The following is a 15,909-nucleotide window of genomic DNA, read 5'->3' on the forward strand; positions in this document are numbered from 1 at the left end:
ACACCTTTCAGATGAGCGAGCGATGATCGAAGGCCTCGATATCAACGTCTGTACTTAGCGTTTCCACATGCCTCGGCAACCCGTCGCATTGTTGAGCGCAGCGTGTTGGGGTCGAAGCCAGGTCGGACCGCTGCTTCGGGTATCCGCCTGAATCTGAATGGATGCTGCTGCGGACTCAGTCATCCAATTCGCTGCTCAGCTTGATCGCGACTGAAACTACCCATCTTCAACCGCATGACCCCACAAAGCCGCAGGCGGTGCAGAACTGACAGCCATCCTTTCTGATCATGGCGTGTGCTCCGCAGTCGGGACACTTTTGGCCGCTGACGGAGACACTGCTCTCGGGCGGAGATGTCGGCGTGGCCGCCGTGCTGGGCGCCGGCTGGGGCAGGCCGCGGTTGGCGATGATGCTTTGAATCGCATAGGCCAGCAGCGCCACTTCGCTGTCGTGCCAGAGCGGGATGCGACTGCCATCGTCACGCGTCCTGCTGCCGTAGCGCACCGGGCCGCGATCCCAGGCCACCTTGCGCAGATCAGCCAGGGCCTTGTCGAGAAAACCGCCACGCGCGGCCAGACTCAGGCTGCGCATGGTGGCCGTGATCCATTGCTGGCTCTCGCCAGTCTGGCCCACGGGCATGAAGAACTCGATGGGACGCTCCACACCGTCGACAACCATGAAGCTGACGACCAGATAGAGACGCCGTATGCCGTCATGCGTGAAATATTCGATCTTGTCCACCACGGCATTGAGCGGACCCTCGGGGCGACGCTCGATCACGGCCGTCAGGCCGCCGGCGCCTGAGGAATTGATAGCGGTCTGTGCTGTATCGGTAAGCGCTTGGGAGGGGTTAGGTGCTGAATCTGTGGAGAGAACCGCACCCAGTGTGTCGTTGGGGCGGTAGGTGGCACAGCCTTTGAGACCAACCTCCCAGCACTCCATATAGAGGTGCTTGAAGTCCTCGAACGGATAGTTGGCCGGGATGTTGACGGTCTTGGAAATCGAGGTGTCGATAAAGGGCTGTACGCAGCGCATCATGGCCACATGCTCGCTGGCGCTCAGTTCCAGCGCACTGACAAAGCACTCGGGCAGCGAGGCCTCGTCACCGTGCAAGGCCTTGTAGAGTCGGTAGGCGTGATCCTGCACGGTGTAGAACTGCTCGCCGCCGTCGGCCGTGCGTTTTTTGCGCGTATAGGTCCAGGAAAAGGCGGGCTCGATGCCGTTGGACGCATTGTCAGCAAAGGCCAGCGACACGGTGCCTGTGGGAGCGATGGACAGCAGATGGCTGTTGCGAAGGCCATATTTTTTAATGGCGGCGCGCAGCTCCTTGGGCAGGCGTTTGGCAAAACCGCTTTTCAGATACTGCTTGGCGTTGAACAGCGGGAAGGCTCCTTTTTCCTGTGCCAACTCCACTGATGCGGCATAAGCCGCATCGCGCATGGCGCGGGCTATGGATTCGGCCTGCTGCAGGCCTTCATCGCTGGCGTAACGCAGGCCCAGCAGAATCAACGCGTCACCCAGTCCTGTGAAGCCCACGCCGATGCGGCGCTTTTGCTGCGCTTCGCGCTGCTGCTCGGGCAGGGGCCAGACGGTGGCGTCCAGCACATTGTCCAGCATGCGCACCTGAACCGTGACGGCGGCGCGAAAGGCCTCCATGTCGAAGAAAGCCTGGGGTGTGAAGGGTTCGCGCACAAATCGCGTGAGTATGACGGGGCCCAGATCGCAGCAGCCATAGGGCGGCAGGGGTTGCTCGCCACAGGGATTGGTGGCGGCGATCTGCTCGGCATACCAGAGGTTGTTGTCGGCATTGATATTGTCGAGAAACAGGATGCCGGGCTCGGCGAAGTCATAGGCCGAGCGCATGATGGCATCCCACAGCGTGCGCGCAGGCTGGCTGCGATAGACCCAGAGACCATCGTCGCGGCGATGGGCGCCGGCCTGTATCTGTGCCTCGCTGGGGCTGGCGACATGCACCAGCTCCCATTCGGCATCGTCCCTGACCGCCTGCATGAAGGCGCTGCTCACGCCCACGGAGACATTGAAATTGTTCCAGCGGCCTTTTTGTCGCTTGGCGGTGATGAACTCCAGCACATCGGGGTGGTCAATGCGCAGCACACCCATCTGGGCTCCTCGGCGCGCACCGGCCGATTCCACCGTGGTGCAGGATGCATCGAAGACATCGATGAAGGAGCAGGGGCCCGATGCAAAGGAGTTGGTGCCACGCACCAGCGCACCGCGCGGTCGCAGATTGGAGAAGTCATAACCCACGCCGCCACCGCGGCGCATGGTCTCGGCCGCCTGAGAAAGCGCTGTGTAGATGCCGGGGTTGCCCTGGCTGTCGAAACCATTGGTGGCGTCGGCCACGGGCTGCACAAAGCAGTTGATCAATGTGGCCTTGGTGTCCAGCCCCGCAGCTGCCATGATGCGGCCAGCACCGATGGCACCGCGCTGCAGATTGGCCAGGAATTGCTGCTCCCAATGCGTCTGAAGTTCAGGCTTTTCAACTGCTGCCAGGGCTCGTGCCACGCGGGCAAACAGGTCTTGCTCGGATTGCTCGCCGTCAGCCAGATATTTTTCGGCCAGTACATCCTGGCTGATGGCCTGAGGAGGGAGTGTGTTCATGGCATGCCTCATGCAAATCGGATGTCGACTTTGTAGCGCAGACTGCTTGGTAGTGCTGTGACGCAGCGCAACATCGCCGATGCACCAAGTGGGCAGAGGCCTCCATCGGCATAACGGGCCCGCCCCGAAATTGTGACAGACCGGCCCAAACTAGACGGAAAAGACCGGGTCGGCGTATGAGGGAGGGCTCCGCGCAGGCCGAGCTTCAAATGGTGTCGGCCGACGATAGGGCGAAGCAGCGAGGCTACGCGCGGGTCTGAATCATGTCCCCCTCAAAGCGCGCAGCGGCATTCACGAGCGCCATCACCGATGCGGTGACGATGTTCGCGTGCATGCCTACGCCAAATCGAGAGCCGGGCACGCCAGGCAATGCGGCTTCGATGATGGCAACGGCGCAGGCATCGGCGCCGTTGCCCAGGCTGCGCTCTTCATAGCTGTCGATGCGCAGCGGCAACTCCAGTGCAGCGACGGTGGCTGCAATTGGGCCGTTGCCGATGCCGCTGCGCAGTCTGGGGTGCCCGTCGGCATCGTGCCAGTGCAGTTCGATACCCTGGCCTTGCGGGCTGTCGAACAGGCGGTGGCTTTCATAACGCAGTGACCGAGATTCGGCTTGGGCATGCAGGTAGGTGGCTTCGAAGAGTTCCCAGATCTGCGTGCTGCTCAGCTCGGTTTCGCTGCTGTCGGCCCAGGCCTGGACAATGGCGCTGAACTCAATCTGCATGCGCCGCGGCATGGTGATGCCTCTGTCCTTTTGCAGCAAGAAGGCAATGCCGCCCTTGCCGGACTGACTGTTGACACGCACGATGCTGTCATAGGTACGTCCCAGGTCCTGCGGGTCTATGGGCAGATAGGGCACGCGCCATGGGGCATCGGCTTTCTGCGCCGCAAAGCCTTTGGCAATCGCATCCTGGTGTGAGCCGGAAAATGCTGTGAACACCAGATCGCCCACATAGGGGTGGCGCGGATGTATGGGCAGGGCCGTAGAGGCTTCGGCGATGCGTGCCACGGCGGCGATGTCGGAGAAATCCAGGCCCGGAGCAATACCCTGGGTGTAGAGGTTCAGGGCCAGAGTCACCAGGTCCACATTGCCGCTGCGCTCGCCGTTGCCGAACAGGCAGCCTTCCACACGCTGGGCACCGGCCAGCAGGGCCTGCTCGGCACAGGCCACGCCAGTGCCTCTGTCGTTATGGGGGTGCACCGAAAGCGTGATGTGCTCGCGCCGAACCAGACGCCGGTCCATCCACTCGATCTGGTCGGCAAACACATTGGCGGTGGTCACCTCCACGGTGGTCGGCAGATTGATGATCATGGGGCGTTCGGGGCCGGCATCCCAGGCGGCAATCGCCGCATTGCACACGGCCAGGGAAACGTCCAGCTCGGCCATGCAAAAGGTTTCCGGAGAGTACTGCAGCACCCATTCGGTTTCGGGGTGCTGCTCGGTCAGTTGCCTGAGGTGGCGCACATGGTGCTCCACCATGGCAATGATCTGCGGCACTTCCATGCCAAAGACGATTTCGCGGAAGGCCGGGGCCACGGCGTTGTACAGGTGCACGATCACGCGGCGCGCGCCGGCCACGCTGCGCACCGTGGTGGCAATGAGGTCCTCACGCAGTTGGGTGATGACCATGGGCGTGACGTCATGCGGAATCAGCTGGGCATCGATGAGGTGACGCACGATGTCGAAGTCGGTCTGCGAAGCGGAGGGAAAGCCAACTTCGATTTCCTTGAAGCCGATGGCGACCAGCTCCTGGAACAGCCGCAGCTTGCGCTCGCGGTTCATGGGTTCGAACAGCGCCTGATTGCCGTCGCGCAAATCGGTCGACAGCCACACGGGCGCTTGCGTCAATGTACGGCCAGGCCATTGGCGGTTGGGCAAGTCCACAACGGGAAATGCGCGGTATTTGGTAGAAGGATCAGCCAGCATAGAGACCTTGGAGTTGAAGAAACGATCACCTGGTCTCCCTGCCCGGATGGGGCTGGCTAAGGCCGGGGTCTGGGAAGACCAGGATGGGACCATGCGCGAACACGTGCATGCAGACCCCGACCAGATGTCAGAGCCAGTAGGCGTAGCGAAAGCGGGTGGCAGTGTTTCACGGCAAAAATGCTTGTTGATGCAGACAGTGGGGCTACTTTATGCGGCCAAAGGTATAGACTTCTATCGATAGATATTCATTTGTTGTAGAGATTTGGACATATTTCATGGGTTTTGCTTCCCCCGAACATGGTGCACATGCCCTGGATTTGCAGCATGCCCAGGCCTCGTCACTGCCTGTCACCGGCGTGGAACAACGCTACCCGCCTGGTCATGTGGTGCCGCAGCACAGCCACGCGCGCGGCCATCTCATTTATGCCTCGGAAGGCGTGTTGCTGGTCGAGTCCCCTTGCGGGCAATGGCTGGTTCCACCCACCACTGCGGTGTGGCTGCGCCCGGGCATGCTGCACAGGATCACGGCGACCACGGCGGTGCGAGCCTTTGGCCTGTTTATTGAGGAGGCATGGTCGGCACGCCTGCCGGCCCGGGACTGCGTGCTCCACGTCTCGCCGCTGGTCAGGGAGCTGATGGCGGCGCTTGTCGACTTGCCCCATCAGGGGCCGCATCGCCCGCGCGATGCGCTGCTGGGTGATCTGCTGCTGGAGGAGTTGCAGGCGCTGGCGCCGCTGCCGTATTACCTGCCCTGGCCTGAAGATGCGCTGATGCGACGCATCTGCGAGAGCATGCTGGGTGCACCGGCGCAGCGCACCACGGTGGAACTCCTGGCCCGGCAGCACGCGCTGACGCCCAAGACGCTGCACCGTCGATTTCTGAAAAGCACCGGGATGAACTGGGGCCGGTGGTATCAGCAGATGCGGCTGATGGCTTCCATCCCCCAGTTGCTGCAGGGCATGCCCATCACCACCGTGGCGCTGGAAAGCGGCTATGAAAGCCATAGCGCCTATTCGGCGGCTTTCCGCAAACAGTTCGGCCGCCCGCCGTCGGAATTTGCGGCTGTGGCAGACAGAGCGACGCCACGTTAGCCGGCCTTGCTGCACACAGAGCCGCGGCTTGCGCCGCCTGCGCCTGCTGCACGCATCTTTTACTCCCCAAAAAAATAGCCCCCAACGCTTGTTCATCAAGCGCTGAAAGCCATTTTTGATAATGAAGGCGGATTAGAGCTTCTTCACCAGTACCTGGCTCTTGCGGCCCCAGTTGTATTTGGCCTTGCGGGCCTCCGGCAGCCATTCGGGCTCCACGGGCTGAAAGCCGCGCTTGATGAACCAGTGCATGGTTCGCGTGGTCAGCACAAACATGGTTTCGCAGCCCAGGGCGCGTGCGCGCTGTTCAATGCGTTTGAGCAGCTTCTCGCCATCGCCCGTACCCTGGCTCTTGGGCGAGACGGTAACGGCGGCCATTTCGGCGGTCTTGGCCTCGAGGTAGGGGTGCAGGGCCGCGCAACCGAAGATCACGCCGTCATGCTCGATGACCGTGTAGCTGGCGATATCGCGCTCGATCTCGGTGCGGTCGCGCTTGACCAGCGTGCCGTCGCGCTCGAAGGGCTCGATAAGCTGAATGATGCCGCCCACGTCGTCGATCGTGGCCTCGCGCAGTTCTTCGAGCTTTTCGTCAATGACCATGGTGCCTATGCCGTCGTGCACATAGATCTCCAGCAGAAGCGCTCCGTCGGTGGAGAAGGGCAGGATATGGCTTCGCTCCACGCCATGCTCGCAGGCGCGCACGCAGTGCTGCAGGTAAAAGCCCACATCGGTAGGCTGCTGTGCAGGCGGGAGCTGGGCCAGCAGGCGGCGCGCGGCGTCCAGCGGCAGCTCGGTATCGATGGGGTTGTTCTCATCGGCCGGGCCGCTGGGGTCCATGCGCACGCCGGGCACTTCGGTCAGGAACAGCAGCTTGTCGGCCTTGAGCTCGATCGCCACGCGGGTGGCCACTTCTTCCATGCTGAGATTGAACGCCTCACCCGTGGGCGAGAAGCCGAAGGGCGAGACCAGCACCATGGCTTCTGAGTCGAGGGCGCTGCGAATGCCTTCCACGTCTACCTTGCGCACCAGACCGGAGTGCATGAAATCCACACCGTCGACGATGCCTACGGGGCGGGCCGTGAGGAAGTTGCCCGAAATCACGCGCACGCGCGCGCCGGCCATGGGTGTGTTGGGAAGACCCTGGCTGAAGGCGGCTTCGATCTCGTAGCGCAGCTGGCCGGCCGCTTCCTGAGCGCAGTCCAGTGCTATGGAGTCGGTGACACGCATGCCGTTGTAATAACGCGGCTCCTGGCCCTTGAGGCGCAACTGCTCGTTGACCTGGGGGCGGAAGCCGTGCACCAGCACGATCTTGACGCCCATGGCCTGGATCATGGCCAGATCCTGGACGATGGAGCTGAGCTTGCCCGCATCAATGGCTTCACCGGTCAGGCCCACCACAAAGGTCTGGTGTCGGAACTTGTGGATATAGGGGGCCACAGACCGGAACCAGGGAACAAAGGTGAAGTTGAAGACGGTGGACATGGCAGTGCGCGAAAACCTCGAAAAGCGGGAAAAAAGGCCCGCGTCGGGTATTACGCAGGCCTGAGGCGCAAAGTGTAGCGGCTACTCGCTTGCCTTAGCAGGTTGTTGCAGGGTTTGTGCGCGCTGATCGCACAGTTTGTGGCTTTTGTGGCGTGAAGTTTTCAAAAAATGACGGCTTGTATTTGAGCAGAGCTCCGAGTGGCAGTCAGCGTCGAAACCATGCGAGGCAAAGATAGACACTCGGTCAATCGTCCGGTTGCCGGTTGCCGTTTGCCGTTTGCCGTTTGCGCAGATTTTTCCGTGCTGCTCATTTCATGGCGCATCTTTCGACCACGTCGAGAGGGGGCCAGCTCAAGATTGTCAATCCAGGCGTCATAGAGAGAGCACATGCTCTCTGCAGGTCATGGCTGTCCCTGTGGATTAGGTCAAAGATGTCGCGACTACTTTCAGGATATCTCGTCCGAGAGGCGAATCCGACCCCCTGTTGAAGCCCTCACATGCTGCCGCCCATCATGGGCAGGATCATGCGCACGATTCGTATGATGGCCGGACCCAGAACCACCATGATGATGGCCGGGAAGATGCAGGTCACCAGCGGCAGCAGCATCTTGGTGGGGATCTTGGCGGCGAGCTCTTCGGCACGCATCTGCCGTTTGTGGCGTAGATCATCCGAGAAAACCCGGAGCGATTCGCCTATGCTGGTGCCAAATCGGTCTGCCTGCGTCAGCATGGCCGTAAAAGTGTGAATTTCATCTACACCGGTGCGGGCCGCCAGATTTCGCAGGGATTTTTCGCGAGTGCTGCCAGCACGCATTTCCAGGTTGGTCCAGTGGAGCTCCTCTGCCAGGGCTTCGCTTTTGATGCGAATTTCATCGGTTACCTTGCCCAGCGCGGCATCCAGGCCCATGCCTGCTTCTACGCAGACCAGCATCAAATCAGCGGCATCGGGAAAGTTTTCAAAGATCTCGCGCTTGCGGCGCGAGGCCATCCAGCGCAGAACCAGATTCGGCAGGTAACAGGCCACAAGAGCGGTCACCAAGGGGAAGAACAATAGCTGGGTGCTGTCTGCCTTGCTGGCTGCCCGCATGAGCGAGTACACCGTCAGCCCCAAAGCAAGAGGCAGCAGCGTTTTGACTCCAAAGTACAGCAGTGGTGCACTCTCGTGGCGGATGCCGGCATTCAGAAAGCGCAGCCGCAATGGCGTTGCATCACTGTCTTTGGTGGGTGACGACAGGTGTGCAAATGGGCCGACCAGCTTGACGACTGTTTCTGTCCACCCCTTGTCTTGAGAGGTGGGTGTAAGTGACTGTAAGCGCCTCTCGGCGACTGTTGGCGTTGCCCAGAAGAACAAGGCTCCAGCAGCCAGCATGACGGCGGTGAAAGTGAGCAGGGCGACGATCAACATGGAGGACTCCTTGCGTTTCAGATGGACTCATACCCTGATACGGGCGATGCGGCGCAGCAGCAACAGACCTATGACCATCAGTGCGGCCAACCATTTCAGAATGGTGATGCCAATAGGGTCAGTCCAGAGCGGATGCATGAATTCCGGATTCATTAGATTGAGCAGAGCGGCCAGTCCAAATGGCATCAAGCCCAGGAACCAGGCCGACATTCGCCCGTCAGCGGAGAGTACGCGGACCTTGGCATGGAGCTTGAGCCGCTCGCGGATCAGGCGACTCAGGTTGCTGAGCATCTCGGTGAGGTTGCCGCCAGACTCGCGCTGTATCAGTACGGCGACGATGAAGTAGCGCAAATCTGTGATCGGTACCCGCTCACCCAGATTGCTCAAGGCCTGCTGTAGCGATGTGCCATAGTTGATTTCGTCATGCACCAGGCGGAACTCGTCGGCGATAGGTTCGGTCAGTTCCTCTCCAGCCATTTGCAGGCTTGCGGAAAATGCATGGCCTGCGCGCAATGCGCGCGCTATGAGGTCCAGCGCTTCTGGGAGTTGGTGCTCCATACGTTTCAGGCGCTGCAGTCTTTTGCGTTGCAGAAACAGCCATGGAAGGGAGCCCAGCACCAGACTTGAAAGCACGCCCAGCTCCATGGGTTGGCGAAGCATGACGGTTGTCAGCATACCTAGCGCAAACAGTATTGCACTGCCTAGCAGCAAGCCCGAAACCGTCCAGTCCAGGCCTGATTGAACAATGAAGCGGTCTAGCTGGTGGGCGCGCGGCATGGTTTGCAGCACACGCTGCATCCTGGGCATATCGCTAAGTACGCGCTCCTTGACCAGCTTGGTCGGATTGCTGTTGTCATCGGCTGCTGACAAGGCTCTGAGCCGGCGCTCAAGCCGCTTTGCCTCAGGACTCTTGTACTGCTTCCAGATCGTGTGCAGTGCTTCCAGTAGCAGGAGCACTGCTGCAAACACCAGACCGATGATTACCAGGATCGAGTGGGAAGAGAAAAAGGACAGCATGGCGGCACCTTTTTGCGGAGTTCATTGATAGTGGCGTTCTGGAGCGAAGATGCTGTCGGGCAACGCAATGCCGAAGCCTTTTAGCCGATCGGCGAACTTGGGTCTGACACCCGTGGCGTGGAAATATCCCTGGACTTCACCATTGGCGCCGATCCCGGTCTGGGTAAAGGCAAAGATCTCCTGCATGGTCACCACATCCCCCTCCATGCCCGTGATCTCCTGGATGCTGGTGATCTTGCGTTTGCCATCCGTGAGCCGGAGTGCCTGCACGATCACCGTAATGGCCGATGCAATCTGCTGGCGTGCGGCCTGGTGCGGCAGATTGAGGCCTGCCATGCCGACCATGTTCTCGAGTCGAGCCAAAGAGTCGCGTGGCGTATTGGCATGGATGGTCGTTAATGAGCCTTCGTGGCCGGTGTTCATGGCCTGCAGCATGTCTACCGCTTCGGCGCCCCGGACTTCGCCGATGATGATGCGGTCAGGGCGCATGCGCAGTGCGTTACGCACAAGGGATCGCTGCGTGATTTCTCCACGGCCCTCTATATTGGGCGGGCGCGTTTCCATGCGCACCACATGAGGCTGCTGCAGTTGCAGCTCGGCCGCATCCTCGATGGTGACCACGCGTTCCGTTGTTGGAATATAGCTGGAGAGAATGTTGAGCAGCGTTGTCTTGCCGGCGCCGGTGCCGCCAGAGATGATCATGTTCACCTTGGCCTTGGCCAGAGCCTCAAGAACCAGGGCCATGCCAGGTGTCAGGCTTTTGAGGTCGTTGATCAGATTCTCCATGCGCAAAGGGATGCGTGCAAAGCGCCGGATCGACATCATGGGGCCATCAAGGGCCACGGGCGGGATGACCGCATTCACGCGCGAACCATCTGGCAGGCGGGCATCGACCATGGGGCTGGATTCGTCGATGCGTCGGCCTATGCGTGAAACGATCTTGTCAATGATGCGCAGTAAATGCTTTTCATCGGTAAAGACAACGGGCGTCAACTCCAGCCGGCCCTGGCGTTCCACATAGATCTGATCGTAGCGATTGACGAGGATGTCCGATACCGAGGGGTCGGCCATCAACAGCTCGAGTGGACCGAAACCCAGCATCTCATGCTGGATATCTCGGATCAGCATTTTTCTCTCGAGATCGTTGATGGCCGCGGAGTCCTCAGTCAGCAGTCGCTCGGTCATGGTCGCAATTTCTTGCTGCAGTGTCTGCACGGATACTGCATCCAGGGCAGCAAGATCGAACCGCTCCAGCAGCTTGGCATGAATGCGGCTTCTGAGTGCCAGATAGGCCGCAGAGTGACTATAGATGGGGGTGGATGGCGCAGGAGGCTCTGCTGCGGGCATGGCCGACATATCTGCGGACTCAGACACGACCTGCAGCAGAGGCTTGGGCGTGCGTGTTGATGGCGCGGTCAAGAAATCTCGTAGTGACATGACAGTCTCCTTCTGCAATACAGATGCCTACGCCCGGCGAAAGAGCCGGTTCAAGAAATTACCGTTTTCTTCATGAGTTCGAGGTGACAGCGCATCGGCCCAGGCCGTCAGCTCGCGCACCACGCTGCTACTGCGAGCGGATTCGGCCAGCGGTGCTCCAGCATTGATGGCTGCTTGTACTTCCTGGGCTGAGTCGGGAATGCTGCGCCATTGCTGTTCCAGGCCCAGGGTCTTGCGCACTTCAGACAGACCGATTTCGCTGCGCCTGTCCACCCGGTTCAGCACCGGATGCAGGCGGCTTTGCGGGTAGCCCAGATCGTGGAACATGCGCAGCAGCTTTTGCGCATTGCGAACGGCGGGTACGTTGGGCAGCAGCACAGGAACAATGCACTGCGCCTTGTCGAGCACGCGTAGAGCCAATGGGTCCAGCACGCGCCCCATGTCCAGCAGCACGAAGTCGTAGTGTGTGGCAGCCAGTTGCACGATGGCCTCAATATGCCCGGGCTCCACTTCCATGGCATGCATGGCATCTTCGGGGGCCGCCAGCACATGCAGGCGTGGTGTGATCTTTACCGTACTGGCGGTGAGAAAAGATGCGTCAAGGCGGTGAAGGTCACGTGCCACATCCGCCAATGTCGAGCTTGGCTTGCCTTCATGCAGATAGGGCAGCGCATCGCCAAACTGCAGATTCAGGTCGATAAGCAGCACGGAGTGCTTTTGCGCCAGCGCCCAGCCCAGGTTGGTGGCCAGGAAAGTGGCGCCGGCACCGCCCTTGCAGGGCAGAAAGGCCATGACTTGCCCTTGTGCACGGTTGGTGGTGCTGTCCTGCAATTTGCTGGCAAGGCGCTGAACGGCATCGGCCAGCGCCTGCGGCGGCGGCGGCGATGGCAGAACCTCGCGCACGCCCGCCCGCATGGATTGCAGCAAAAACTCTGGTGTCTGCTGGGCGCACAGCAGGACCACGGCCATGCGTGGGTGATGGGTGGTTACCTGTTCCACCGGAGCCAGGTCTGCGGGGTCGCAGCACATACCATCGACGATGATCAGATCCGGCAGCTCCTGCTCGGCAATCGTGGGCATGCGGGTCTTGCCACCCTCGAAGGTCTGCACCTGGTGCGACTGCTCTTGCAGCACATGGGCCATCTCGCGGAGATGGGCGGTGTTGGGGGAGATGATGGCGATTTTCATACGAGTTCTCGCTGGTCAAGGGGTGCAGTCCGATTGGGCGTTGGAGTCCTGGTACATGATTTCACGCGGCAGGGTGGTGCTAAATCCCGGCATGTCGATGACGGTCTGCGCCGCCGACCCCACGATGGGCGCGATCCATTGGAACTTCAGACCGTCTTGAGGGATGCTTACCGTGACGCTCTTGCAGGTGGCAGTCGTGCAACTGTCGGGTTTCCAAATCACGTCCACAGCGGTGATTTGCGGCAGCCGGTTCTGCATGTGCTGAAGCACCTTGGTTTGCCGGTTTCGGTCATCGCACACCACCGCATAGCGAGCACCGGCACGTGTGGCTTCGTTGGCCGCGGTCCAGGTGTAGAGCAGGCGGCTGAAATCCACCACGCCCAGCAGGAACATCAGAAAGATCAGCAGCCCCAGTGCAAATTCAATGAGTGTGGAGCCGCGTTGAGTGAGGTGTTTCATGTCAGCGTCCTCATCGTGGCGGTGATATTGCCGAAGTTGATGCCTCCGTTGGTGAACAGCTGCAGGCCGAACACGCTGGATATCGGTGACGAGAAGTGATACCCGGTAACCGTGACGGTGACGGTATTGATCAGCGGGAGTGCACCCGTGGTCTGCCAGCTGCAGCTCACGGCGCTGGTCTTGAGTCCGGGAGCTAGGGGTTGGCTGCCCGCTGTCGTTGTACCGTAGACCACCAGATTCTGGGCGTCAGGGCATAAGGTGTTAGGCGTGTTTGCCGAGAGATAGCGCGCGGCATCGCGTACCGACTTGGTCACCGTGTTGTATTCGTAAAGGGCACGGCCGAACTCGATGACGATCATGCTCAGCATGATCATGAAAGGAATGCTTAGCGCCAGCTCAATCAGCGCTGCCCCCTGTTGTCGATGCTGATATTTGCGCATGATGTTCACCTTACAAGGACGGGTACCAATGGGCCGTATGTACCGCCTGCCAGACCGGTGGTGGTGCAGGGACTGTCTAGGTCGGTGGCATTGCCCCGGTATTCAAGGGAAATGTCGTCTTTGATTGGGCTGGGAAGCGGTTGCAGCATCAACATGCAGGCGAAATTGACGACATAGCCACCGGTATTCACTACAGGGACGAGTACCAGGCGGCGGTCGGCACCAAAAAGTTTGATCTCGGCGGTCCCTATCACGGTTTCATTGCCTTTGGCGGGACAGCTGGGCCCACAAGGGGTAAACGATTGGCGCTGCGTTATGAAGTTGGAGGTGCCGCCTTGAGCAGGACCGTCGTAGGCATTGAATTTGCTCGGCCAGTTGGTGTCGGTGTAGATATAGCCCGTGAAATCGGGGCGGCTCGCACTAGGGTTCTGAGACGGGGTGTCTGAAGCCTTTTTGTAAATACCAAAACGATGGTTCCAGTATTCGAAAGCCGAGGCTTTTAGGCCGTTGGTATCAAGGGGGAGTTGGGGAAACTGGGTGTTGCAGTATTTCCCTTCCAGCTCAGCCCATGTTTCAGTGGCACTGGTGGATCCATCCAGATTGGACCAGCCGAAGTCGCTGCCGCCACCCGATTTGGTCATGGCGACGATCCAGGTGCCTTTGCCGCCACCGGGCGAACTGTTCAGTGCATCGAACTTTGCCTTTTTCAGTTGCACGGGAATTGGGCAGGCACTTTGTGAAGGCGCGCGAGTTGCCACGGCCCTTGCTTCCACGGTGCCTGTATTGGGCCAGGTGGCGCTATCGCCGGTAAAGGCCCCCATGGCTTGCAGCAGCCAGAGCTTGATGCTGCTCATGGAGTACTGGCATTCGGCATAACGTGCCAGCTTGCCGTCCGATGTCGGAGTGACGTAATCCTGTTTCCGAAAGCTGATGCCAGTGGCGGGGAGCTTTCCCTGTCCGTTCCAGTTAGCGGATTGCAGATTGGCGTTGTTGCTGTTACCCGCCGCCATGCCTGCGTTCTGGGCGCGCGTGATGGCGTCAGATTGACCATTGAGTTCTCGTGCCGCTGCCAGCGCGCAGCTGTCCATGGCCGTCTGCAGCTCGGTCTTGACGATAAACAGCCGGCCCAAATCCAATGCAATGCCCATAAAGCCCAGCAGGAACAGCATGAACAGGGCAAAGGTAATCAGAAAGGCACCATGCTGCCGCCGCTGTGTGGCAGAACCACGCATGGGCCGGGCTTTGGACCTGAGGTGTGGGTGGTTTCTCATGATGTGTTTCGAATGGAGTGGTTGGCTGGAGAGCCATGACGGACGAGACGACCGCCATGGCTTATCTGTGGATAGAGTCAGGTGCAGCTAGCCGAGTTGGTCAGGCAAGCCTTGACTTTGGTGAGCCAATCATTGAAGAGGGCGTCGCTGATCGAAGACTTCATCAGCAGGATCAAGCCAATGGAGACCACGGCCACAACGAGTGCGTATTCGATGATCTGCGCGCCTTCTTCATCCTGGATAAAGGCTTGCAGGGAATGGCCAAAATGCTGAGTGATGCTGTTCATGGTGATACCTTAAAGTTGGGTCAACGATTCCATGCTGGCGCTATGGCGCGGCGCCAGAACCACGCATGTGCCGGGTTGTGCTCCAGTAGTGCGGGCTGTTTTTCATGGTGCAATGCGCCTCGAACGGTTCTTTGCTGATGGCCATGACAGTTGGCGCGGCCGCGTCATGGCGTACCTCTCAATACAGTTAGGTGCAACTGGCCGAGTTGGTCAGGCAAGCCTTGACTTTGGTGAGCCAATCAGTGAAGAGGGCGTTGCTGATTGAAGACTTCATTAGCAGGATCAAGCCAATGGAGACCACGGCCACAACGAGTGCGTATTCGATGATTTGCGCGCCTTCTTCATCCTGGATAAAGGCTTGCAGGGAATGGCCAAAATGCTGAGTGATGCTGTTCATGGTGATACCTCAAAGTTGGGTCAACGATTCCATGCTGGCGCTATGGCGCGGCGCCAGAACCACGCATGTGCCGGGTTGCGGTCCAGTAGTGCGGGCTGTTTTTCATGGTGCAATGCGTCTTTATCGGTTCTTTGCTGATGGCCATGACAGTTAGCGCGGCTGCGTCATGGCTTACCTCTCAATACAGTTAGGTGCAGCTGGCCGAGTTGGTCAGGCAAGCCTTGACTTTGGTGAGCCAATCAGTGAAGAGGGCGTTGCCTATGGAAGACTTCATCAGAAGAATCAGTCCGATGGACACTACGGCTACGACGAGCGCGTATTCGATGATCTGCGCACCTTCTTCATCCTGGACAAAGGCTTGCAGGGAACGGCCAAATTGCTGAGCGATGCTGTTCATGGTGATACCTCTAAAGTGAGTAACGGATCGAAAACATCTACACGGGTTGGGTGCCGGTTTGCTGGGCCGGCGGTAAGTGGCGTGCAAGGCCGCGATGCGATCTGTTCTCCTTTCAAATTCAATGGTGTGGAACTGATGAACTGAGATCTGGAGATTCCAGGGACTAGGGCGTACCGCCGCTGCCTCCCCCTGCACCGCCGCTTTGGTTGCCGGTCAGCGAGCCGCCAATATTGATGACATTGACTGCCTGCGGTGGCGTTTTAAAGCTGCGCTCGTAGCGTTCCATGGTGTGCGCTGCGGCTCGACCGTCCATGCCAGTGGCTCCATCAACACCGACGCCAGGAGCCTTGCCGGCTTCAGGGTTGAGGGTCATCTGCATGCGGGCGGTGCGCACAGCCTCGCCAAAGCGAGCGTCGTAGTGCGGGGTTGTGCTGCCGCAGCCCGCCAGCAGGGCGGCGAGGGCCACGGGAAATAGGATGCTGCGTTCGATCATGGCT

General features: G+C 59.8%; 15 protein-coding genes. 1 reads left to right on the plus strand and 14 read right to left on the minus strand.

Going from position 1 to position 15,909, the window contains the following annotated elements:
- Nucleotides 1–226: 226 nt before the first annotated feature.
- Nucleotides 227–2,620, minus strand: coding sequence for an adenosylcobalamin-dependent ribonucleoside-diphosphate reductase (locus tag DFO48_RS02255; protein ID WP_003079648.1), 2,394 nt, complete (start codon nucleotides 2,618–2,620; stop codon nucleotides 227–229).
- Nucleotides 2,621–2,864: 244 nt separating this feature from the next.
- Entirely contained in the window at nucleotides 2,865–4,544 is a 1,680-nt protein-coding gene (locus DFO48_RS02260; RefSeq protein ID WP_003079645.1) for a 2-isopropylmalate synthase, read from the minus strand.
- A 275-nt stretch (nucleotides 4,545–4,819) separates the two neighbouring features.
- Between DFO48_RS02260 and DFO48_RS02270 the strand changes: the two genes are divergently transcribed.
- A complete protein-coding gene (locus tag DFO48_RS02270; protein ID WP_003079642.1) occupies nucleotides 4,820–5,635 on the plus strand; it encodes a helix-turn-helix domain-containing protein in 816 nt (271 codons plus the stop codon).
- A 132-nt stretch (nucleotides 5,636–5,767) separates the two neighbouring features.
- Here DFO48_RS02270 and argA read toward each other — a convergent pair whose 3' ends face one another.
- From argA to DFO48_RS02330, 12 genes are all read right to left on the minus strand, one after another.
- Nucleotides 5,768–7,114: an amino-acid N-acetyltransferase gene (argA, locus tag DFO48_RS02275; RefSeq protein WP_003079639.1), complete on the minus strand. Its 1,347-nt coding sequence runs from the start codon at nucleotides 7,112–7,114 to the stop codon at nucleotides 5,768–5,770.
- Between the two features lie 493 nt (nucleotides 7,115–7,607).
- Complete coding sequence (locus DFO48_RS02280) at nucleotides 7,608–8,519, minus strand: type II secretion system F family protein (RefSeq protein ID WP_003079637.1); 912 nt, start codon at nucleotides 8,517–8,519, stop codon at nucleotides 7,608–7,610.
- Between the two features lie 27 nt (nucleotides 8,520–8,546).
- Entirely contained in the window at nucleotides 8,547–9,536 is a 990-nt protein-coding gene (locus DFO48_RS02285; protein WP_114862402.1) for a type II secretion system F family protein, read from the minus strand.
- Nucleotides 9,537–9,557: 21 nt separating this feature from the next.
- Entirely contained in the window at nucleotides 9,558–10,973 is a 1,416-nt protein-coding gene (locus DFO48_RS02290) for a CpaF family protein (protein WP_003079632.1), read from the minus strand.
- Nucleotides 10,974–11,000: 27 nt separating this feature from the next.
- Nucleotides 11,001–12,161 carry an AAA family ATPase gene (locus DFO48_RS02295; protein ID WP_003079630.1) on the minus strand — a complete coding sequence of 387 codons (1,161 nt, stop codon included), beginning with the start codon at nucleotides 12,159–12,161 and terminating at the stop codon, nucleotides 11,001–11,003.
- Nucleotides 12,162–12,176: 15 nt separating this feature from the next.
- Entirely contained in the window at nucleotides 12,177–12,620 is a 444-nt protein-coding gene (locus DFO48_RS02300) for a TadE family protein (RefSeq protein ID WP_003079627.1), read from the minus strand.
- A complete protein-coding gene (locus DFO48_RS02305) occupies nucleotides 12,617–13,060 on the minus strand; it encodes a TadE/TadG family type IV pilus assembly protein (protein WP_003079625.1) in 444 nt (147 codons plus the stop codon). Before DFO48_RS02305 ends, DFO48_RS02300 begins: the two co-directional genes overlap by 4 nt.
- 5 nt (nucleotides 13,061–13,065) lie before the next feature.
- Nucleotides 13,066–14,292 carry a pilus assembly protein TadG-related protein gene (locus DFO48_RS02310; protein ID WP_114862403.1) on the minus strand — a complete coding sequence of 409 codons (1,227 nt, stop codon included), beginning with the start codon at nucleotides 14,290–14,292 and terminating at the stop codon, nucleotides 13,066–13,068.
- 116 nt (nucleotides 14,293–14,408) lie between these two features.
- Entirely contained in the window at nucleotides 14,409–14,618 is a 210-nt protein-coding gene (locus DFO48_RS02315) for a Flp family type IVb pilin (protein WP_114862404.1), read from the minus strand.
- Between the two features lie 187 nt (nucleotides 14,619–14,805).
- Nucleotides 14,806–15,015 (minus strand): Flp family type IVb pilin, encoded by a 210-nt coding sequence (locus DFO48_RS02320; protein ID WP_034408047.1) that lies wholly within the window; start codon nucleotides 15,013–15,015, stop codon nucleotides 14,806–14,808.
- A gap of 187 nt (nucleotides 15,016–15,202) precedes the next feature.
- Entirely contained in the window at nucleotides 15,203–15,412 is a 210-nt protein-coding gene (locus DFO48_RS02325; RefSeq protein ID WP_003079620.1) for a Flp family type IVb pilin, read from the minus strand.
- Between the two features lie 163 nt (nucleotides 15,413–15,575).
- Nucleotides 15,576–15,905, minus strand: coding sequence for a hypothetical protein (locus tag DFO48_RS02330; protein WP_003079618.1), 330 nt, complete (start codon nucleotides 15,903–15,905; stop codon nucleotides 15,576–15,578).
- Nucleotides 15,906–15,909: the final 4 nt, after the last annotated feature.

This window comes from Comamonas sp. AG1104 (assembly GCF_003350425.1).
Classification (GTDB): Bacteria; Pseudomonadota; Gammaproteobacteria; order Burkholderiales; family Burkholderiaceae_C; genus Comamonas; species Comamonas testosteroni.

Bases quoted from the DNA above. Each gene is read 5' to 3' on its own strand.
- DFO48_RS02255 (WP_003079648.1), bottom strand. From the start codon at position 2,620: ATGAACACACTCCCTCCTCAGGCCATCAGCCAGGATGTACTGGCCGAA.
- DFO48_RS02260 (WP_003079645.1), bottom strand. From the start codon at position 4,544: ATGCTGGCTGATCCTTCTACCAAATACCGCGCATTTCCCGTTGTGGAC.
- DFO48_RS02270 (WP_003079642.1), top strand. From the start codon at position 4,820: ATGGGTTTTGCTTCCCCCGAACATGGTGCACATGCCCTGGATTTGCAG.
- argA (WP_003079639.1), bottom strand. From the start codon at position 7,114: ATGTCCACCGTCTTCAACTTCACCTTTGTTCCCTGGTTCCGGTCTGTG.
- DFO48_RS02280 (WP_003079637.1), bottom strand. From the start codon at position 8,519: ATGTTGATCGTCGCCCTGCTCACTTTCACCGCCGTCATGCTGGCTGCT.
- DFO48_RS02285 (WP_114862402.1), bottom strand. From the start codon at position 9,536: ATGCTGTCCTTTTTCTCTTCCCACTCGATCCTGGTAATCATCGGTCTG.
- DFO48_RS02290 (WP_003079632.1), bottom strand. From the start codon at position 10,973: ATGTCACTACGAGATTTCTTGACCGCGCCATCAACACGCACGCCCAAG.
- DFO48_RS02295 (WP_003079630.1), bottom strand. From the start codon at position 12,161: ATGAAAATCGCCATCATCTCCCCCAACACCGCCCATCTCCGCGAGATG.
- DFO48_RS02300 (WP_003079627.1), bottom strand. From the start codon at position 12,620: ATGAAACACCTCACTCAACGCGGCTCCACACTCATTGAATTTGCACTG.
- DFO48_RS02305 (WP_003079625.1), bottom strand. From the start codon at position 13,060: ATGCGCAAATATCAGCATCGACAACAGGGGGCAGCGCTGATTGAGCTG.
- DFO48_RS02310 (WP_114862403.1), bottom strand. From the start codon at position 14,292: ATGCGTGGTTCTGCCACACAGCGGCGGCAGCATGGTGCCTTTCTGATT.
- DFO48_RS02315 (WP_114862404.1), bottom strand. From the start codon at position 14,618: ATGAACAGCATCACTCAGCATTTTGGCCATTCCCTGCAAGCCTTTATC.
- DFO48_RS02320 (WP_034408047.1), bottom strand. From the start codon at position 15,015: ATGAACAGCATCACTCAGCATTTTGGCCATTCCCTGCAAGCCTTTATC.
- DFO48_RS02325 (WP_003079620.1), bottom strand. From the start codon at position 15,412: ATGAACAGCATCGCTCAGCAATTTGGCCGTTCCCTGCAAGCCTTTGTC.
- DFO48_RS02330 (WP_003079618.1), bottom strand. From the start codon at position 15,905: ATGATCGAACGCAGCATCCTATTTCCCGTGGCCCTCGCCGCCCTGCTG.